General features: G+C 49.8%; 16 protein-coding genes and 1 tRNA gene. 4 read left to right on the top strand and 13 right to left on the bottom strand.

Annotated elements, in window-relative coordinates; genetic code table 11:
* The first annotated feature begins 260 nt into the window (after positions 1 to 260).
* Positions 261 to 343: transfer RNA gene (locus DW965_RS12215), tRNA-Leu, on the top strand.
* Between the two features lie 157 nt (positions 344 to 500).
* Here the strand turns inward: DW965_RS12215 and DW965_RS12210 are convergent.
* Genes DW965_RS12210 through DW965_RS12200 form a run of 3 tightly spaced genes read right to left on the bottom strand, consistent with a single transcriptional unit; the run spans position 501 to position 4,117 of the window.
* Positions 501 to 1,778 carry a diaminopimelate decarboxylase gene (locus DW965_RS12210; protein ID WP_117510246.1) on the bottom strand — a complete coding sequence of 426 codons (1,278 nt, stop codon included), beginning with the start codon at positions 1,776 to 1,778 and terminating at the stop codon, positions 501 to 503.
* A gap of 23 nt (positions 1,779 to 1,801) precedes the next feature.
* On the bottom strand, positions 1,802 to 3,238 hold the full coding sequence (gene pyk / locus DW965_RS12205) for a pyruvate kinase (RefSeq protein ID WP_118595511.1): 1,437 nt from the start codon (positions 3,236 to 3,238) through the stop codon (positions 1,802 to 1,804).
* Positions 3,239 to 3,253: 15 nt separating this feature from the next.
* A complete protein-coding gene (locus tag DW965_RS12200) occupies positions 3,254 to 4,117 on the bottom strand; it encodes a hypothetical protein (protein WP_055228519.1) in 864 nt (287 codons plus the stop codon).
* 218 nt (positions 4,118 to 4,335) lie between these two features.
* On the opposite strand from DW965_RS12200, the gene aroC reads away from it, so the two are divergent.
* Positions 4,336 to 5,442 (top strand): chorismate synthase, encoded by a 1,107-nt coding sequence (aroC, locus tag DW965_RS12195; RefSeq protein ID WP_117762148.1) that lies wholly within the window; start codon positions 4,336 to 4,338, stop codon positions 5,440 to 5,442.
* A gap of 83 nt (positions 5,443 to 5,525) precedes the next feature.
* Here aroC and DW965_RS12190 read toward each other — a convergent pair whose 3' ends face one another.
* The 6 genes from DW965_RS12190 to DW965_RS12165 form a co-directional block, all read right to left on the bottom strand.
* Positions 5,526 to 6,527 carry a lactonase family protein gene (locus DW965_RS12190; protein ID WP_334295220.1) on the bottom strand — a complete coding sequence of 334 codons (1,002 nt, stop codon included), beginning with the start codon at positions 6,525 to 6,527 and terminating at the stop codon, positions 5,526 to 5,528.
* Positions 6,528 to 6,806: 279 nt separating this feature from the next.
* Positions 6,807 to 7,334 carry an RNA polymerase sigma factor gene (locus tag DW965_RS12185; protein ID WP_022463214.1) on the bottom strand — a complete coding sequence of 176 codons (528 nt, stop codon included), beginning with the start codon at positions 7,332 to 7,334 and terminating at the stop codon, positions 6,807 to 6,809.
* A gap of 278 nt (positions 7,335 to 7,612) precedes the next feature.
* Entirely contained in the window at positions 7,613 to 11,410 is a 3,798-nt protein-coding gene (locus DW965_RS12180; protein WP_117762150.1) for a phosphoribosylformylglycinamidine synthase, read from the bottom strand.
* A 246-nt stretch (positions 11,411 to 11,656) separates the two neighbouring features.
* Positions 11,657 to 12,328: a phosphatase PAP2 family protein gene (locus tag DW965_RS12175; RefSeq protein WP_055268197.1), complete on the bottom strand. Its 672-nt coding sequence runs from the start codon at positions 12,326 to 12,328 to the stop codon at positions 11,657 to 11,659.
* Positions 12,329 to 12,400: 72 nt separating this feature from the next.
* Entirely contained in the window at positions 12,401 to 13,273 is an 873-nt protein-coding gene (locus tag DW965_RS12170) for a glycerophosphodiester phosphodiesterase family protein (protein ID WP_022463211.1), read from the bottom strand.
* Positions 13,270 to 14,217 (bottom strand): diacylglycerol/lipid kinase family protein, encoded by a 948-nt coding sequence (locus DW965_RS12165; RefSeq protein WP_158568590.1) that lies wholly within the window; start codon positions 14,215 to 14,217, stop codon positions 13,270 to 13,272. The genes DW965_RS12170 and DW965_RS12165 overlap by 4 nt, the downstream gene beginning before the upstream one ends.
* 335 nt (positions 14,218 to 14,552) lie before the next feature.
* Here DW965_RS12165 and DW965_RS12160 point away from each other — a divergent pair, with 335 nt between their 5' ends.
* Complete coding sequence (locus DW965_RS12160) at positions 14,553 to 16,115, top strand: PucR family transcriptional regulator (protein ID WP_055221422.1); 1,563 nt, start codon at positions 14,553 to 14,555, stop codon at positions 16,113 to 16,115.
* Here the strand turns inward: DW965_RS12160 and DW965_RS22175 are convergent.
* From DW965_RS22175 to DW965_RS12150, 3 genes are read right to left on the bottom strand one after another with little or no spacing between them, the layout of a single operon-like run.
* On the bottom strand, positions 16,051 to 16,230 hold the full coding sequence (locus DW965_RS22175) for a phosphatase PAP2 family protein (RefSeq protein WP_334295219.1): 180 nt from the start codon (positions 16,228 to 16,230) through the stop codon (positions 16,051 to 16,053). The two genes, DW965_RS12160 and DW965_RS22175, sit on opposite strands and share 65 nt — an antisense overlap.
* A complete protein-coding gene (locus DW965_RS12155; RefSeq protein ID WP_330421164.1) occupies positions 16,230 to 16,571 on the bottom strand; it encodes a phosphatase PAP2 family protein in 342 nt (113 codons plus the stop codon). Before DW965_RS12155 ends, DW965_RS22175 begins: the two co-directional genes overlap by 1 nt.
* A 2-nt stretch (positions 16,572 to 16,573) precedes the next feature.
* Positions 16,574 to 17,230: an NAD(P)-dependent oxidoreductase gene (locus DW965_RS12150; RefSeq protein ID WP_147345119.1), complete on the bottom strand. Its 657-nt coding sequence runs from the start codon at positions 17,228 to 17,230 to the stop codon at positions 16,574 to 16,576.
* A gap of 190 nt (positions 17,231 to 17,420) precedes the next feature.
* Here DW965_RS12150 and DW965_RS12145 point away from each other — a divergent pair, with 190 nt between their 5' ends.
* Positions 17,421 to 18,305: an N-acetylmuramoyl-L-alanine amidase gene (locus DW965_RS12145; protein WP_118742230.1), complete on the top strand. Its 885-nt coding sequence runs from the start codon at positions 17,421 to 17,423 to the stop codon at positions 18,303 to 18,305.
* A 67-nt stretch (positions 18,306 to 18,372) separates the two neighbouring features.
* Here DW965_RS12145 and pcrA read toward each other — a convergent pair whose 3' ends face one another.
* The gene (pcrA, locus tag DW965_RS12140; RefSeq protein ID WP_055228510.1) at positions 18,373 to 20,601 is read right to left on the bottom strand and encodes a DNA helicase PcrA; all 2,229 of its coding nucleotides are present in this window, start codon (positions 20,599 to 20,601) and stop codon (positions 18,373 to 18,375) included.
* Positions 20,602 to 20,642: the final 41 nt, after the last annotated feature.

Genomic DNA, 20,642 nt, shown 5'->3' with positions numbered 1-20,642 from the left:
CAACAAAAAAACTGCTGTCTATGAAGACAACAGTTTTCGTTCCACACACTGTGGACCATCTAACGATGGCGTTTTCGATAAATCGTTATTTGAACTTATGATGTAAAATTTAGTATGGTACTAAACTATTTACACTATACTTCTATTTTTTCCTTTCGTCAATCTTTTTTAGAAAGTTTTTATGATAATTATTCCATTTTTTTCTCTTGCGTCCTTCTTGTTTTTATGGTAAAATATATCTTGTTCTGATTACGAACACTGCCGCTGTGGCGGAATTGGTAGACGCACTTGACTCAAAATCAAGCGGTGAATAACCGTGCCGGTTCGAGTCCGGCCAGCGGCATAGCTAAAAAAGATCTGCAAAAACGAACGTTGATGCAGATCTTTTTTTATTGTCTTCCCTTCAAAAAAACAGCTTTTGAAAGAAAGAAAACCCCTTTCGAAGAACCGGCCATCTGCCGCATGGTTCTTTTTGAAAGGGGTTTTACTGTTGTTATCTCTTATTTATTTCCAAACATCTTCTCATACTCCGGTGTTCCATCCAGTGTAGCGAAATAGTCTTTCGGGGTTTCTGCGCGGCGGATGACTTCAAAGCTGCCGTCCTCTTTTAACAGAACCTCTGCAGATTTTAATTTTCCGTTGTAGTTGTATCCCATGGAAAATCCATGTGCGCCGGTGTCGTGGATGAAGAGGAGGTCTCCGACTTCCACTTCCGGAAGCATGCGGTCGATCGCGAATTTATCGTTGTTTTCGCACAGGGAACCTGTTACGTCATATTTGTGGTCGCACGGCTGATCTTCTTTTCCCATCACCGTGATGTGGTGGTAAGCGCCGTACATTGCCGGCCGCATCAGGTTGACCGCGCAGGCGTCGCAGCCGATGTACTCTTTGTAGATGTGTTTCTGATGGATGGCGCGGGTAACGAGTCCGCCGTACGGTCCCATCATAAAACGGCCCATTTCCGTGTAAATTGCAACATCGCCCATGCCGGCCGGAACAAGAACTTCATCGTACACTTTATGTACACCCTCGCCAATCACGCGGATGTCATTGCCTTCCTGACCCGGTTTGTACGGGATTCCGACACCGCCGGAAAGATTGATGAATTTAATCTTCACGCCCGTCTCTTTCTGCAGCTTTACAGCCAGCTCAAACAGTGTTTTTGCCAGAACCGGGTAGTAATCGTTGGTTACGGTATTACTTGCAAGGAAGGAATGGATGCCGAACTCTTCTGCCCCTTTTGCCTTCAGAATGCGGAATGCCTCAAAAATCTGCTCGGTTGTCATACCATATTTGGCATCTCCCGGATTATCCATGATGTCGGTGCTGATTTTAAACAGTCCGCCCGGGTTATAACGGCAGCAGATTTTCTTCGGAATGTAGCCCAATGTTTTCTCAAGAAAATCAATATGCGTAATATCATCAAGGTTAATGATCGCACCAAGCTCTGCAGCCAGTTGATACTCTGCAGCCGGTGTTACGTTGGATGAAAACATGATTTTATCTTTCTCAAATCCCATCGCATCGGAAAGCATCAGCTCCGTGTAAGAAGAGCAGTCGCATCCGCAGTCATATTCACCCAGCATTTTGATCAGTGTCGGGTTTGGGTTCGCTTTTACAGCAAAATACTCACGAAATCCCGGATTCCAGGAAAAAGCTTCCTTTACTGCTTTCGCATTCTCACGAATTCCTTTTTCATCGTAAATGTGAAACGGAGTTGGTACTGCTGCTGCGATTTCTTCCAGTTTTTCTTTTGTTACAAAAGGCTTCTTCGTCATTCTCTTTTGTCTCCTTCTTCTGCTTATTTTGCCTGAATAATGTGAAGCATGTTTGTCATATATCCTTCACCCGTCACCTCGTTAGTAGCAGGGTCTCCGGCCGTAAAAATAACCATATCGCCACGTTCTACGAGCTCCTCACGGCGCACCATATACATAGCATGGGAAATGATGTTCTCCGTAGAATCTTCCTCGTATCCGGTCACCGGACGAACGCCCCAGTAGAGCTGCATTTTTCTTCTTGCCCATTCATATGGGGTAACGCCGTAAATCGGTACGCTCGGACGAAGGTTGGAAATCAGTCTTGCGGTCTGACCAGACATAGTCGGGGTCACAATGCAGGCTGCTTTGATGTGTTCTACCATAGAAACGGCTGCACTTCCGACTGCTGCGGAAACATTCAGCTTTCCTTCCAGCGCTTTTCCATCGCGGTAATCTTCGAATTTCAGATAGCGCTCTGTCTGCTCGGCAATCTCTCCCATCATGGTAACTGCCTCGATCGGATATTTTCCGGCTGCTGTTTCGCCGGAGAGCATGATTGCATCCGTTCCATCATAAATTGCATTCGCAACATCGGCTACCTCTGCACGGGTCGGGCGCGGGTTCCGGATCATGGAATCCAGCATCTGGGTTGCTGTGATAACCGGTTTGTATTTATGATTGCATTTTTCAATGATGATTTTCTGTACATGCGGTACCTGGCACGCCGGAATCTCTACACCAAGGTCTCCCCTTGCAACCATCACACCATCTGCCGCATCGATGATGCTGTCGATGTTCTGCACACCCTCCGCATTTTCGATCTTGGCAATGATATCAATACGCTCTCCTCCGTTTGCCACAAGGAACTCACGGATTTCGTTAATTGCCTCTGCATTTCGGATAAAAGAAGCCGCTACAAAATCAATATCCTGTTCAATACCAAAGAGAAGATCTCCTTTGTCTTTCTCCGTCAGGTTCGGAAGATTGATCGAAACGTTTGGTACATTCACACCCTTCTTCTCTCCGAGCTCGCCGCCGTTTACTACGGTACAGACAATTTCCGGTGCATTTACTTTTTCTACGCGCAGGCCGATCAGACCATCATCGATCAGAATTGTGTCTCCCTCTTTGATATCGTCGGTAAGGCCGGTGTAGCTGACCGAACAGTGATTTTCATCTCCGGTCTCCTGAACGGTTGTCAGGGTAAAAGTCTGTCCGGTTACCAGATTTACTTTTTTGCCATCTTTCAAAACGCCGGTACGGATTTCCGGTCCTTTGGTATCCAGAAGGATTGCCACAGGAGTTTTCAGCTCTTTTCGAAGCTCTTTCAGCATATCCATACGCATTTTCTGCTCATCGTGGTCTCCATGAGAAAAATTAAAACGAGCAACATCCATTCCGGTTTCAATCAGTTTTTTCATCAGGTCACGGGAGTTGGTATTTGGTCCCATGGTGCAGACAATTTTCGTTCTTCTCATACTTTCTCTCCTTCTTCATTTTACATGTTCATGCGTAAACAGGTGATCCTGGCAGTATTCATAGTTTCCGTTGCATCGGGAACAGAAACGGAACTCCAGATTCGGATCATCTTTTTCGGTCCGGCCGCAGATCGCACATTTGTGTTTTGTGATCCCGTTCGGATTGCGGTATTCGGCTTCGCCTCTTGAAACGGCCTTTTTAAATTCCTTCCGGCGTCTGTTCTGCTGGAAAGAGCCGCGTTTTCCTTTTCTTGTCATCAGGAAGAACACAAGGACGTTTGCAAGGGAACAAAGAATAACAACACATCCTGCCCAGTTTCCGCTCATGATGCTGGTAATCATGCTGTAGGCGAGAAGCGCTACGTCAAGGTATGCCAGCCATTTGATTTTGATCGGAATAATGAAATACAGCAGTACCTGCATATCCGGGAAGCTGATCGCAAAGCCAAGGAAAATCGAGAGGCTGATGTAGTAAGTGCTGAATGCCGTTCCCATCAGCGACGGATATCCGTTGACTGCATATAAGATTCCATACAGCAGGAAGGAACCGATAATGGTCATCAGAATGCCGGAAAAGATGTAAACATTATACTTGAAATCTCCCCAGGCTCTCTCAAGGCTTGTTCCGATTGAGTAATAGAAAAACAGCATGATGATCGTAAAGATATCAAGGCTGCTCGGCGGAATCAGAATCCAGCTCACCAGACGCCAGATCTGTCCGTGCAGAATATAATATGGTTCCAGCGTCAGATACTGTCTCATGATGGGAGCCGCAAGCGCAATGATATATCCCGCAATGTACGTTACGATAATGTACATCGTCAGATGGCTTAACGCGTATCTCCCATATTTTCGCTCCATTTTGTCTAAAAAATTCATGCACACTCTTCCTTTTTGTTTGTTTTATTTTACCGGCTTTCACTGCCCGAAAATACATTCTCATTATACGTGCTGCCTTTTCGTTTGTCAAACGGTATAACGGTGAATTTCGTCTCCGAAAAAGAGCTTTACGAATGTTTTACTTTCCGGTATAATTTATTAGAAATCTTTTCCAGTTATTTTATAAATATACGAAAAAATTCAGGAGGACTTTATATATGGCAGGATCATCATTTGGTACCATCTTCAGACTGACCACCTGGGGAGAGTCTCATGGAAAAGGCGTGGGCGTTGTTGTGGACGGAGTGCCGGCCGGCCTTTCGCTTTCCGAGGAGGATATTCAGTTTTACCTCGACCGCAGGAAGCCGGGACAGAACCGCTTTACCACAAAACGGAAAGAATCCGATACCGTTCAGATTTTATCCGGCACTTTCGAAGGAAAAACGACCGGTACCCCGATTTCCATGGTGGTATGGAATGAGGATCAGCATTCCAAAGATTACAGCGACATTGCTTCCTATTACAGACCGGGCCACGCCGACTATACGTTTGATGCAAAATACGGTTTCCGCGACTACCGCGGCGGCGGACGCTCCTCAGGACGCGAGACGATCGCACGCGTGGCTGCAGGTGCCATTGCCTTAAAAATGCTCTCTGAGCTTGGCATCACCGTTTCCGCCTACACCCGCTCCATCGGTGACGTGGAAATCCAGTCTTTTGATACCGCTGAAATCGCGAATAACGCCCTGAATATGCCGGATGCAGAGGCTGCCGAAAAGGCTTCCGAGCTTTTAACAAAAGCCATGGCGGAAAAAAATTCCGTCGGCGGTGTGGTCGAATGTGTCGTTCACCATATGCCGGCCGGTGTCGGCGATCCGGTGTTTGAAAAGCTCGATGCCAACCTTGCAAAAGCACTCGTCTCCATCGGCGCCGTAAAAGGCGTGGAAATCGGAGACGGTTTCTCGGTCTGCACAGCTACCGGGCTTACCAATAACGATGCCTTCCATGTAAATGCGGACGGCTCCATTGTCAAGCTGACCAACCACGCCGGCGGTATTTTAGGCGGTATCAGCGACGGAAGCGATATCGTTGTCCGGGCTGGTTTCAAACCGACCCCGTCCGTTGCTGCTTCCCAGCAGACCATCAACAAAGACGGCGAAAATATTGCCATCGAAATCAAAGGCCGCCACGACCCGATCATCGTTGCACGCGCCGTTGTTGTCGTGGAATGCATGACCGCTCTTGTCCTGGCGGACGCACTGCTCGTCGGCATGAGCGCCAAACTGGACAATGTAAAGAAAGTCTGGGCTCTGGACGAGAAATAAAGGCCGGACTGCTTCTTTCTGGCTTCAACACAAAAAATGCCTGCGGGATACAGTTCTTCCTGCAGGCATTTTTGCGTTATTTTTTAGTGAACGCCTTTTTTCGTAATCAGAATACAGTTCGGCGTCTCCACTTTCATCGGGCGGCCTTTCTGAACCAGCACGTTTTTCTCATAATCAACGGTAAATGTTGTGATCGTGTTGGACTCATGGTTTGCCACTGCGATATGTTTTCCGTCCGGGAACATTGCAATATCCTTTGGATATTCGCCGCTGATCGGAAGTGCAAACTTCTTCTCCATGCAGCCGGTCTCCGGGTCGATATGGAACATTGCTACGGTATTGTCTCCGGCTGTAGAAGTAAACAGGTAGTGGTGATCCGGGGAAAGGCACATGCCGGATGCAGCGTCGTGCGCCTGGTCCACGTTCGCGGATGTGGTGCTGATCGACTGCAGTTTTTCAAATTCCGGTCCGTTTCCCGTATCACGGTAGCTGAATACATCGACTTTGTTCATCAGCTCGTAAATGACATACGCGTATTTTCCGGATTCACTGAAAACGATCTCTCTCGGACCGGATTCACGCTCACAGCGCAGGATATCCACCAGTTTCAGGCGGTCACGCTGTGTGTTCAGCTTGTACATTTTGATCTGGTCAATGCCGTTGTCGACTGCGCAGACATATTTGTTGTCCGGTGTAGGAACGACACAGCTGACATGCGGGCGGAAGTTACGCTCTGCCACACTGCCAAGGCCCTTGTGGAACACGCCGTCCATCAGACTTCCGAGGCGGCCGTCCTTATGGGTATGTACAACGGTTACTTTTCCGTCATGATAGCCTGCCACGAACAGGTATCTTCCGGTTTTGTCCACCGACAGATAGCAGCCGCGCATGCCGTCGATGTCTACTTTGTTGATCGGGGTCAGGTCTCCGTCATCCTCCACTGCAAACACTGCAACGCCTTCATCTGCAATCGAATACAGGTATTTGCCGTTTAAGGAACGGGCAATGTGGGAAGAGTTGTTGACCGGTATGACTTTTCGCTCTGTCAGAGTGCCTTCTTCTACATTTACATCATATAAATGAATACCAATGCTGCTTCCATGGGTATAAGTGCCTACATAGCTACGTACTCATCCTTCATGTTGTTTTCATCCTTTCTGCCTTCTCGCACATCGTGTGAATTTTCTAAAAATATTTTAACACAATTTCCGCGCCACGACAACGAGGAAAACGGATTTTTGATATGTAAACGGTAACACTTTATTTTTAGACACAGGATATTCTCCTGCAGAGAATTTTTTAGATATTTCTATTGTTTTTGGATTGTAAGAGTTGAGGTTTCCGCTGCATACCATTTCCATTTTCTACGCTCTCGTCAGACTGATTTCCTGACTCATCATTCCCTGCAGTTTCTTGATTGCGCGGCTGTACTGGCACTGCAGCGCCTGCTCGCTTTTCTTGCAGAATCCGCTGAGCTCTTTGTAGCTGAATCCATATGCTCTCCCCCAGAAAATGCGCTGATCCATCGGATTCAGGTTCTGGATGCAGTTCTGCATCACCATTCGTTCCTCAATCTCGGCTGTCGCGGCCGCCTCCCCTTCATTTCTGTTCTCTTTCTGATACTGTGTATAGGAAACTTCATTCTGATAATAATGTTTTCTGCGCTGATTCTTGATCTTGTTTTTTGCCACACAGAACAGCCATTTCGTCATCTCTTCTCCTTCGAGATCGGCAACGGTTTCAAATTTTACCACCAATACCTCCCATACATCGTTCAGCACATCCTTCGCCGTCTCCCGGTCATTGTTCAACTGACCGCAGATATAACGGAACAGCACATGACTGTTTTCCTCGAATATGATCTGAAAAAATCGTTCCTTCTCTTGTCTCATACACTTCTTTCTCCCTCCTGTTATTTCGCTGTCCTTCTCTTCCGGGCCCGTCATATATGTAATGTGTTGAGACTATCGAAATCTTTCGTTTTTTCAGAATATTTCTACTATTTGACCTTATTACTTTTGTTAATAAAGCAAAATATTGCGTTATAACTGCACCGCGGCGCATAATCAAATTTTTTCTTTCGAAATCAGAAATTACTGTTTCTGACAAAAAATTCCCGCAGAAAGGAGCTTTCTTCCTCTCTGCGGGAATCTTCTATTTTGGTTTTATTTTATTTAAAGTAAGCAACACCGGACTCAAAGATCTTCAGATCCTGCTCTCCGTAGATGTTGACTGCTACGCCGTTGTCGCGGCGCTCTGCGTGTGCCATCTTACCAAAGACACGGCCGTCCGGGCTGGTGATACCCTCGATTCCGCAGTAGGAACCGTTGACATTCCAGTACTCGTCGTTGGTCAGGTTTCCGTTGACATCGCAGTAGCGGGTTGCAATCTGGCCGTTTGCCATCAGCTTGTCGATCCACTCTTTCGATGCTACGAAACGTCCCTCTCCGTGGGATGCCGGGTTGGTGTAAACACCGCCAAGCTCGGCGCCTGCCAGCCATGGGGATTTGTTGGTCACAACCTTCGTGTAAACCATCTTGGAAATATGGCGTCCGATAGTGTTGAAGGTCAGAGTCGGGGAATCCTCCGTCTGTCCGAGAATCTCACCGTACGGAACGAGTCCCAGTTTGATCAGTGCCTGGAATCCGTTGCAGATACCAAGGGCAAGTCCGTCTCTCTCATTCAGCAGTTTGGTAACAGCTTCTTTGATCTTCGCATTCTGGAATGCGGTTGCAAAGAATTTTGCTGATCCATCCGGCTCATCACCTGCGGAGAATCCGCCAGGGAACATGATGATCTGCGCCTGGTTGATGACTTTTTCAAAGGCATCGACAGAACCGCGGATGTCTTCTGCGGAAAGATTGCTGAATACCTGAGTGATAACTTTTGCACCGGCACGCTCGAAAGCTCTGGTGCTGTCATACTCACAGTTCGTTCCCGGGAAGACCGGAATGAATACGGTCGGCTGTGCCAGCTTGTGGGAGCATACGTGGATGCTCTTTGCCTGATAGCAGCTGTCTGCAACAATTCCGTTTTCGTCTGCTGCTGCCACATTCAGGGCATCTACCTCCGGAAGCTCTGCACCGGATACGGTCTTGAATACTTTTTCCAGCGGTTTGTTCCATGCGGAAACGGCCTCGCGGATGGTGATTTCGGTGTCTTTATAGGAAAGAACCGGTTTGTCTGTCACTTCACCGATGACGGTGTAGGTGCTTGCCAGCTCTCCGACTTTTTCAGCCGGAACTTCGCAGATCAGATCTGCAATATATGGAGTAAAGAGATCTCTCTCGTCTACATTGTGCTCGATGGTTACGCCGAGAGCATTACCGAATGCCATCTTGGATACGGCTGCTGCGATACCCTGACGGTCTACGACATAAGCGGCTTTCACACGGCCGTTCTGCATATCCTCATGCAGTTTTCTGTAGGTTTCCATGACGCCTTCGTACTCTGGAAGCAGATGTGCGTCGACTGGAAGGTGGATCCACACGAGTTTGTCTCCTGTGTTTTTCAGCTCCGGAGATACTACATCTTTTAATTTTGCAACGTCAACCGCGAAGGATACGAGTGTCGGCGGTACATCGATATGGTTGAAGGTACCGGACATACTGTCTTTTCCTCCGATAGACGGCAGGCCGTAGCCCATCTGTGCGTCGTATGCACCAAGAAGTGCTGCGAACGGCTGGCTCCAGCGGTGCGGATCCTCAGTCATTCTGCGGAAATATTCCTGGAAGGTGAAGCGGACTTTGCTGTAATCGCCGCCGACTGCCACGATGCGGGACAGGGACTCGGTTACGGCATAGACTGCTCCGTGATACGGGCTCCAGCTCGATACGTATGGATCAAAGCCGTAGCTCATCATGGTAACGGTGTTGGTTTTTCCATCCGGAACCGGCACTTTTGCAACCATGGCCTGAGTTTCAGTCAGCTGATATTTTCCACCGTACGGCATCAGCACGCTGGCTGCTCCGATGGAGGAGTCAAACATCTCGACAAGACCTTTCTGGGAGCATGCGTTGAGGTCTGACAGGGTGGACAGCCATTTTTCTTTCACGTCGGCAATGTCACCGCTTCTTTTTAACGGGGTGTCCTCTGCTTTTGGAATCTCTACGAAGACATCATTCTCCTGATGTGCTCCGTTGGTATCCAGGAATGCACGGGAAATATTGACGATCTCTTTTCCTCTCCAGGAGAGTACCAGACGCGGGTCCTCGGTTACGACTGCAACTTCGGTTGCCTCCAGGTTCTCTTCTGCGGCATATTTCAGGAACTGCTCACGGTCTTTCGGGTCGATGACAACGGCCATACGCTCCTGGGACTCGGAGATGGCGATCTCGGTTCCGTCGAGGCCGGCATATTTTTTCGGTACTTTGTCCAGATTGATCTTAAGGCCCGGTGCCAGCTCGCCGATGGCAACGGAAACTCCGCCTGCACCGAAGTCGTTGCATTTTTTAATCAGAAGGCTGACTTCCTCGCGGCGGAACAGTCTCTGCAGTTTACGCTCAGTCGGTGCGTTTCCTTTCTGTACCTCTGCACCGCAGGTCTCGATGGATTCTGTCGTATGTACTTTGGAGGAACCGGTTGCACCGCCGCAGCCGTCTCTTCCAGTACGGCCGCCGAGCAGGATGATGATATCGCCCGGATCGGAATTTTCACGGACAACGGCACGGCGCGGTGCTGCTCCAAGGACGGCTCCGATCTCCATACGTTTTGCCACGTAGTCCGGATGGTAAACTTCTTTGACATAGCCGGTTGCAAGACCGATCTGGTTTCCATAGGAGCTGTAGCCGTGTGCTGCTTCTCTTACGAGTTTTTTCTGCGGAAGTTTTCCTTCGAGTGTCTCGCTCTGCGGACGGGTCGGATCTGCGGCTCCGGTCACACGCATTGCCTGATATACATAGGTTCTGCCGGAAAGCGGGTCACGGATTGCACCGCCAAGGCAGGTTGCTGCACCACCGAACGGCTCGATCTCGGTCGGGTGGTTGTGGGTCTCGTTTTTGAAGTTGATCAGCCACTCTTCGTCTTTTCCGTCTACATCTACCGGTACGACGATGGAGCATGCGTTGATTTCATCAGACTCTTCCTGATCTGCGAGTTTTCCTTCGGATTTCAGTTTTTTCATTGCCAGAAGGGCAAGGTCCATAAGGCAGATGAATTTGTCGTCACGGCCTTTGTAGAGTACCTCACGGTCGCTTAAGTAGCGGTCGTAGCTTTTTTTCATCGGCTCGTAGTAGTCGCCTTCGCCGAAGGTCACGTTGGTAAGCTCGGTGGAGAAGGTGGTATGGCGGCAGTGATCGGACCAGTAGGTATCGAGTACGCGGATCTCGGTCATGGATGGATTTCGTTTTTCTTCGCCGCGGAAGTAGTTCTGGATATGCAGGAAGTCTTTGAAGGTCATGGCAAGGCCGAGGGAATCATACAGGGCTTTTAATTCTGCCTCCGGCATGTCGATGAATCCGTCGAAGATTTTGACGTCTGCCGGCTCTTCAAATTTTGTCACGAGGGTTTCCGGTTTTTCAAGTCCTGTCTCTCTGGAGTCTACCGGATTGATGCAGTGTGCTTTGACTGCGTCAAACTGCTCATCAGTCATCTCTCCTTCGATAACATACGTAACGGCGGAGCGGATGATCGGCTGCTCGTCTTCTTTTAAGAACTGCACGCACTGTACGGCAGAATCGGCTCTCTGATCAAACTGTCCCGGAAGGAATTCTACGGAAAATACTCTCGCACCTTCTGCACGCGGGAAATCTTCCTGATAGCAGATATCAACCGGCGGCTCTGCAAAGACTACTTTACATGCTTTCTCATATGTCTCATCACTGATATTTTCTACATCGTACCGGATCAGCTCCCGTACGTTGGTTACGGTCTGGATGTTCAGATAGTGCTTGATTTCATGCTTCAGATCTTTCGCCTTAATCGCAAATTCCGGCTTTTTCTCCACATAAACGCGTCTGACTGTACTCATTTTTATCCTCCATTTGTCTGAATCATAGTCCCCCAAAAACGGGACAATCTTTCGTTACTTACAGAATAGCATATTTATCTTTATAAATGAAATTAATATATCTTATATGTTTTATAAGTTTTGTTTCTTAATAGACGGACGCATTCCATTTTTCCTGCACTACCATCCCACTCATCACCCATTCTCTCCCGTCCTAAACCGTCAGGCCCGCGCACCTTCTGGTGCGCGGGCCGTCCGTTTCCGTTTTTACATTCTATATTTCGCTTTTTTCTCCCGTGTCCGCAGTGCATTCCCCGCCTTTGCCGGCCGGTACAGCAGCATACAGGTTCCCGCATTCATAACAAGCGCACAGCACACATCCGATACGGAGTGCTGTTTTAAAAACATGGTCGAAAACACAATCAGCACCGTCAGGCCCAGGCAGACGTTTCGGAATACCGGGCGGTTTTTGAGCTGCTCGCTGTGTTCTACGGCAACAGCTACGGCTACGGAATTATATACGTGAATACTTGGGAATACGTTGGTCGGTGTGTCTGTCAGGTAAAGGCCTCTGACCAGATCCGTGAAAATGTTCTCCCGTGGGAATACCGTCGGGCGCAGGTTCTGGCCGTTCGGGTACAGATAGGAGATCACGAGGAACGCCGTCATTCCGATTCCCAGGTTGATAATCAGCTGATAATATTCTCTGCGGTTCTTGTTGCAGAAGCCGAAATAAAGGACAGACCATGCAATATATCCAAACCACATAAAATAAGGAATCACAAAAAACTCACAGAACGGAATCATATCATCAAACGGAGTATGAATCAGATGATAACCTTTCGTAATGTGCGTTTCCAGATATTGAAAACATTTCAGATAGAAAATACCATAAACCACTACCGGAAGAAAATGCTTATATTTTTTTATTGTCTTCATAGTTTCCCTCCACTTTTCTGACGAGGTTTTTCTCTTCAACCTGCTGAAATTATAGCACACCGAAAACCGAAGTCAATAAGCTTTATTATTTTTTAAGAAACAATTCATCGGTTTCTGAAAACCGTCCTTGGGATGGAAATGTTCAAAGATCGCCGCGTCGAATTTTTTCCGTGTCCGGTTATATACATGCTCATCTTTTACCGTCCATGCAAATGCCGGTGTCCGAAACAGCATACGGTCGATCAGGAAGCCCGGGCAGTCGGCGTAGCGGTGGTCGTAGGCGATAAAATCCGGTTTCCCGATAAAATTCAGCATCAGATGACGCGCCATTATCCGCAGGATCAGATGCACCTTATCATCCTTTGAAAAACGGCCGGAAAGCTGGCCGCGCAGCGTCTGCGGCATGTGGCGGCGGCACCAGCGGAGGGCCAGGCTGTTGAAGGATTCCATGCAGAACATACCGGTGTACCCCTCCATCTCCTTCTGAAATCCCGCACAGACCGCCGTGGAAAGTCCCGGCATCTTGATTTCGATTAAAAGCGGCACGCGGCCGTCTACCGTCTGCAGTACCTCACGAAGCAGCGGAATCTTTTCCGTGCTGTCGCCCAGATGGAACTGCTGGAGTTCCTCATACGTATAATCGCTGATTTTTCCCTCGTTTCCACACATCCGCTTCATCGTGTCATCGTGGAACACCACAATCCGTCCATCCTTTGTTATCTGAATATCCAGCTCGATGGCATATCCCTGCTCCGCCGCGCGGGCAAAAGCCGGAAGAGAATTCTCCGGAACTCCCTCCGCCGCGTTCCACAGACCGCGGTGCGCATAATTCCATTCCGCAAATTTCAGACATTCCTGCCGTCTCGATGTAGCCGGCAGAATGGAAAAGAAATAACCTGCTGCCAGGACGGCAAGCACTGCAAAAAATATGATCCAGAACATCATCTTTCCATCCCTTCTTTCACCCAGTCGCCCAAAAGGCGGAGACGCTCCGTTTCCAGTCCGATCCTTTCCTCCGTGCGGTGTCCGCCCGATTCTCCGTCCAGGTGGACCGGTTCCGCGCGGTCTGTCTGAAAGGAAAGGCTGCTGCACCGCTCCATATGTACCTCAGGAAATCCCGTGTGGCGTCCAAACAGCGCCATCGGCAGAAGATAGCTGACTTTCCATTTGGCAAGATTGGAAACCACCATCACGTCGAGCAGATCATCTGTCCCGTCCGCCTCCGGGCAGAAGCAAAAGCCGCCGCCCTCGTACGGAAAATTCATTGTCACTGCAAAAAGAACATTTTCAAACGAACGGTGTTCTCCGTTTTCCAGCGCTGCATCCAGTGTGAACGGTTCGAGATAAAAGAGCTGCCGCAGTGCAATCATCACATACGTAAGTTTTCCCAGATGCAGCCGGTTCAGCGTATTCTTGATTTTTGATGCCAGCGCCTCGTGGCAGATGCCTGCATCAAAACCGATGCCGGTGCTGACGAGAAATCTCCGCTTTTGGCTGCCAAGAAGCGCCGTTCCAATGTTGATCTCCTTTTCCTCCCCTTTCAGCACAGCTTCCAGCGCCTGCAGCGGATCGGAGGGAATTCCGGCACCGCGCGCAAAATCGTTGCCGCTTCCCGTTGGAATATAACCGAACTTTACATCCGACAGGCTGGTGATTCCATCGACCGCCTCATTCGCCGTACCGTCTCCGCCGATCGCCAGAAGGACATCATCGGGATTCCATACCCCTTTCGCGGTCAGCCGTGCTGCCGTCTCCCGTGCGCTTCCGTGATACTTTGTCGGATATACACGAAATTCCGTCCTGCGCCGCTCAAGCTCGCCCTCAATCACCGGCCACAGCTTCTCGCCGCGCCCCGACCGCGATTTTTTATTTACTATAATATGATACATTAAAGTCATACCTTCCTTTTTCTTCTGTAAAAAACCACTTCAAATCACCTGAATCATATTCTTACGCAGCGAAACAGCAAGTGTTTCACTGCTGAGTGAACAGTAACCAAATCAGCCATATTGTAGCAGTTTTCCCCGCAAACCACAACTATCTTCACAAAATCTTAACTTGTTGCCGCCGTAAAAATTCCCGCACCCCTGTCTTTTCTTTCTTGACAGACCTTTTTGTTCTGCTAAAATAAAAAGTACCGCGGTTTCGTCCGCAGAACGTCACTCATTTCTGAGGAGGTTTTTATGAATTTTTACGATATGACACGCGCAGGGAGGATGATACGATGAAGCTCTCCCCCGCATTTCTCGCTTATAAACTAAGCAGCGCTTTTTCGGTTCTTGCACCGGAAAACCTGCCGCTCTCCGGCACACTGGAACTGCCTGTTCTTTATCAGACAAGCTCCGCAGCCACTGCGCACCGGGTCTTTCTCTGCACAGAAGAACAGATCGGCTCTCTTTCCTCCCTCCCTGAAGAAAGCAGCTCCCTTTTTCTTCTCTGTACCGAAGAACTGCCGGAGGAACTTCCGGCTCCGGTTTCGATCGCCGTTAAAAGCAGCGTATCCGCTGTTTTTTCGTTCCTGCAGGAGCTTTTCTGGACGTACGATTCCTGGCAGAAGGAGCTGATGCAGGCACGGCTCGACGGAAAATCGATCCAGCATCTTTTAAATCTCTCCCTGCCTGTTTTTGCCCACCCGCTGATGGTGGTCGGCATGGATTTTTCCATCATCGCCGCAGCGTCCGAAGAACCTTCCTTTTTTCCCGAAAAGGTGTTTGGCTCCCTCGATGCAACGCGCCCGCTTCTGCTCTCCTTGACAGAAAGCAGCGAATACGCGTCCGTCCGCGATCTCGATGGATGGTTCCGCTTTCCGGATCACGTAACGGGACTTGGTTCCCTCTGCGTCAACATCACGCAGCATGGTCAGAGCGCCTACCGCCTGCTGCTCCTCGACACGAAAAAGGATCTTTCTGATTCCGAAGGCTTTCTTCTTGAATTTCTTGCAGAAATGATCCATCACGCCTTCCTGCACAATGTGATGCAGAAAACCTCGCCGGCGCAGTCGCTTCACACCGTGCTGCTCCGTGCCCTCGACGACCGGATGGCCGACTATATTGCGGTCAGCCAGGCTCTCGATGCGCTCGGCTGGCATTCCCGCCACACCTACTGCTGCCTCTATCTGCAGCTCTCCGATATGGATCAGAAAAACCTGACGGCAAACTCGGTCTGCGCCTATCTGGAAAACATTCTGACCGGCTGCTCCGCGTTTCCGCACGGCGGCGGTATCGTTGCGTTCTTTAACCTCACGCTGTCCGATTTTTCCATGACCGATCTGATGGAACGCATGGTGCACTTTGTGGAGGACAGTTCCTTAAATGCCGGCTTTTCGCGCTGCATGAACGGCCACATGAATCTGCGCCGCCAGTATATCCAGGCAAAAATCGCCCTGCAGTTCGGTACGCGAAAATATCCCGACAAACGGATGCATCCGTTCAACGATATCTCGTTTGACTACATCCTCGATCAGGCAACAAAAAAGCTCCCAGGCTACATGCTGTGCCATGAGAGACTTCTCTTTCTGCAGGAGCACGACGACAGCTCCGGCAGTGACTATATGCGGACGCTCCGCTGCTATCTGGACAACCACTGCAATGTCGTCCAGACGGCGCGTGAGCTTTTTATCCACCGCAGTACCCTGCTCTACCGCCTGGAAAAGATCAAGGAAATTTTAGAATCTGATCTTTCCAGCCCGGATGAAATTCTGTATCTGATGCTTTCGTTCCGTTTTATCGACCTCGAGAATGAAGAAGAAAACCGTTCTGGATCTTCGCAGCCAGAAAAGCACAGATAAAACCAACCGCAATTCCCGCTAGGACATCGGTCGGGAAATGCACAAACAGATACAGTCTGGAAAATGCAATCAGGCAGGCCAGAATCAGTGCGGCAGCTCCTTCTTTTTTGTGCATCACAAAATAGAGACTGCCGCCGCAAACGAGGCTGCCGAATGGCCCGATGGGAAGGAATAGTCCTTCGGAGCGGCAACCAGCAGCTTTACCTGCTCGTCAATCCAGCACGGACGCGGGCGCGCTGCCAGCGGCTTTAACACCAGATTACATAAAATCAAATCTAAAATCAGCGCGATCGCCATTCTTACACCGCATTTCCGGTATTTCGGAAGGATTAAGAAAACGGCGGTCAGCGCAATCCAGATCCATCCCGCATTTCCAAGTGAAGTGATTCCCACCATCACCCGATCGAGCACTGCATTGTGAAGATGCTGCAGTGCATATAAAATTGAAAAATCCATTCTTACCCCTCTCTGTAAAAAATGGGCATTTTTCTGCTGTACATCTGCTGATCGGCGGCCGCCTCGTACAGAAATTCCGCCAGGGCCTCTCTCGAGTATCCAGGCCGGAACTGGCTGCCGTCCAGCGAAATACTGCAGTTCTGCCCTACCTTTTTCACTTTCCCGTCTCTTCCAGGACACGTCCGCACCAGTGTCCAGTTCAGATCGCTCCGTGCCAGAACCTGTCCCATCTTCTGCATATCTTTATAGACACCTGGCCAGAAAATCTGCATGAATTTCGTACTCATTCTCTGGTATTTGTCCTCGCAGTCTCCAAACGCATGAATGCAGACATGGCCTACCGTCACAAACCGCGTTTTTCCAAGCTGCTTCATGGCCGAGAGAATCATTGCGTTTCCGTCAGCCAGCGGTGTCTCCTCTTCTTTTACATGTTTCACACGCATCGGAGTCAGCACGCTGATGACTGCATCCGCTTCCAGCAGTGCCTCCAGCACGCGTTCCCGGTTCTGAAGGCTTCCCTCAATCACGGTCATATTTTTTCTCGGCCAGATCGCTTTTGCATCCGGCACGTAGGCGGTCACCTGTGCGCCGTGAAGAAGCGCCGTGTTGGTCACATACTGCCCAAGCAGTCCCCCCAGACTGAATATTGTAATTCTCATGAAATCCTCACTCTCATCTGTGTGTCTTTTGTATCCTCCGCAGATTTTTTGACACACTTTCCTAATGTTATCTCCTATTCTAACACACCGCCCGTATACGATACAATGAAATAAAACTAAAAAAAGTATAACCTTTTTCGTCCTTTCTTCATATCGTAAGTAGAACCGTATTTTCAGGAGCTTTGATCTTATGCCCTATACTATCGTAATTGATGCCGGACACGGGGGAAGTGATCCGGGCGCTGTCTATGAGGGACGCAGGGAAAAGGATGACAATCTTTCCCTCGCCATCGCGGTCGGCGAGCTTCTTTCCCAGCAGGGTGTCTCTGTCATTTATACCCGCACAACCGATGTTTATCAGACGCCGTTTGAAAAGGCGCAGATGGCCAATCAGGCGGATGCCGACTTTTTTATTTCTTTTCACCGGAATTCTTCGGAGGAACCGAACCAGTATACCGGCGTGGAAACGCTTGTCTATGACAACTCCGGCATCAAACAGACAATGGCAGAAAACATTAACGGCGCGCTCTCGGAGCTGGGATTCCGGAATCTCGGTGTCAAGGCACGGCCAGGGCTTGTTGTTCTGCGGCGGACGAAAATGCCGGCTCTTCTGATTGAAACCGGCTTTCTGAACAATGAGCAGGACAATACGCTCTACGATGAAAAGCAGGAAGAAATCGCCCGCGCCATCGCGGATGCAGTGCTTGGAACGCTGGATCTCGAGACGGTCACGGAGGCTGACCGGCGCGCTGCGGAAACGGAAGCCGCCCGTCCGTCCGTTTCAACAGCGGATACCGTCACTGCTTCCGCTTCGCCCCGTCCCACGCCGCCGGAACAGGAAAATCCTTCCGACACACCGGAAACCTTCTACCGTGTCCAGACCGGCCTTTTCCGCATCCGCCAGAATGCCGACCGTATGCTTTACGACCTTCTCGACCAGGGCTATCCCGCTTTTCTTCTCGCCGAGGACGGCTTTTTCAAGGTCCAGGTCGGCGCTTACCGCCAGCTCGGAAATGCCATTCTGATGGAACGCCGCCTGCGCCGCGACGGCTATTCCACCCTGATTACCACCTGAGCGTCTGCCGCATCAGTCGAAAAAAGAGCGTGCCGGAATTTTGTTTTCCGACACGCTCTCGTTCTCCTTATAACTTTTTCAGTTTTGCAAACGAAGCAAACATTTTCTTCGTACCAGCCTGGTCGAAGTTGACGGTAACTTCATAATCTCTTCCGCCGTCCACGATATCCGTGACAATGCCGACACCGAACTTGATATGGCGCACCGTATCCCCGATTTCGTAATCGAGTTTCGTCGCCTTCTGCGCGCTGAAGGTTTTCGCCTGCTGCGGCTTCTCGCGGAATGCCTGCTTCATCGCCGCATAGACGCTGCCTCTCGTCGGAATGTCCATCTTCGGCTTCCGGTCTTCGATCTCCCCGCGCTCCCGCTCCAGGGAAATCAGCTCCCGCGGAATCTCTTTGACAAAACGGGACATCTTGTTGTACTGCACTTCGCCGCGGATCATTCTCTGGCGCGCACACGTCAATGTCAGATGCTGCATCGCACGCGTGATGCCCACGTAGCAGAGACGGCGCTCCTCCTCCAGCTCCGACGGATCATCCCCGGTGATCGTCATGTAGCTTGGGAAAATGCCATCCTCCATGCCGGCAAGGAATACGTTCGGGAACTCCAGTCCTTTTGCGGAATGCAGTGTCATCAACAGCACGTAATCGCTCTCCTCATCCACCGAGTCGATATCAGACACCAGCGCAACCTCCTGCAGAAAACCACCGAGAGATGGCTGTTCGGCGCTCTCCTCATAATCCGCAATCTTTGAAATCAGCTCGTCGATGTTCTCGATGCGGGCTGCCGCTTCTTCGGTTCCCTCCGCCTGCAGATCTGCTACATAGCCGGTCTCCTCGATGATTTCATTCAGCAGCTCTTTGACCGACAGATAATCTGCTTTCGCGCGGAGTACCTGTAAAAAGGACGTGAAGGATTTAATCTTATTTAAAGACCGCATCAGCCCCGGCACATACTCGGCCTCGAGAAGCGCATCGTAGAAACGGATGCCCTGCTCTGCCTCCCAGTCCTGCACTTTGTTGATCGTCGCCGCTCCGATACCGCGCCGCGGAACGTTGATGATACGCAGTACCGCAAGGTCATCCTCCGGGTTCTCGATCACACGCAGATACGCCAGCAGATCCTTGATCTCGCGTCTCGCATAGAAGTTGACACCGCCCACGATTTTATATGGAACATTTGCAAGCAGCAGTTTCTCCTCAAAAAGACGGGACTGTGCGTTGGTACGGTAGAGAATTGCATAATCACGATACTTCTTTCCCTCCGTGCGGACGCCGCGCGTGATTTCTCCTGCCACGTACTCCGCCTCCTCAAAACCGCTCTGGAACTGCCGCAGATCGATCAGGTCACCCTCCGGGTTCTCTGTCCACAGGCGTTTTGCTTTTCGTCCCTGGTTATTCGCAATCACTTCATTTGCCGCATTCAGAATATTCTGCGTAGAACGGTAATTCTGCTCCAGTTTAATGACCTTCGCATCCGGGAATACATGCTCAAAACTCAGAATATTTTCAATATTCGCCCCGCGGAATTTGTAGATCGACTGATCATCATCGCCGACAACGCAGAGATTGCGGTATTTTGCCGCCAGAAGGCTCACAAAGCGGAACTGAACCGTGTTGGTATCCTGATACTCATCGACCATGATATAGCGGAACTGCTCCTGATAATAGTCGAGCACTTCCGGGAACTGCTGGAATAATTTTACGGTCTGTACCAGCAGATCATCGAAGTCCATCGCATTGTTTTTCTTTAACTCTGCCTGATACTCCGCATAAACTGCCGCATACTTCTGCAGCTTCCAGTCGATTCCCGCGTCAATCCGGTACTGGTCCGGCTCAATCATCTCATCCTTTGCGGACGAAATTGCCGCCATGATCGCACGGTCGCGGTACAGTTTCGGATCCATCTGGAGCCGTTTCATGATGTCCTTGATCAGCGATTTCTGGTCATCGGTATCGTAAATTGCAAAATTGTTGGCGTATCCCAGACGTTCAGCATGGCGGCGCAGAATCCGCACGCAGCTGGAATGGAAGGTGCTGACCCAGATCCGCTCCGATCCGTATCCCACGATTTTATCGACACGCTCACGCATTTCTCCGGCGGCCTTGTTCGTAAAAGTGATCGCCATAATATTCCACGGATTGACGCCTTTGTCCCTGATCAGGGAGGCGATGCGGTGCGTCAGTACCCTCGTCTTTCCCGAACCGGCACCTGCAAGGATCAGAAGCGGCCCTTCGGTGTGCTCCACAGCTTCCATCTGCATCGGGTTTAATCCTGTTTCTGTCTGATTCATGTTCTTTCTCCTTCATCTGCTTCGAATCTTTTCACATGCAT

Source organism: Blautia sp. AM47-4 (assembly GCF_003479865.1).
GTDB lineage: Bacteria > Bacillota > Clostridia > Lachnospirales > Lachnospiraceae > Fusicatenibacter > Fusicatenibacter saccharivorans.
This window is presented reverse-complemented; position numbering and strand designations above follow the sequence as displayed.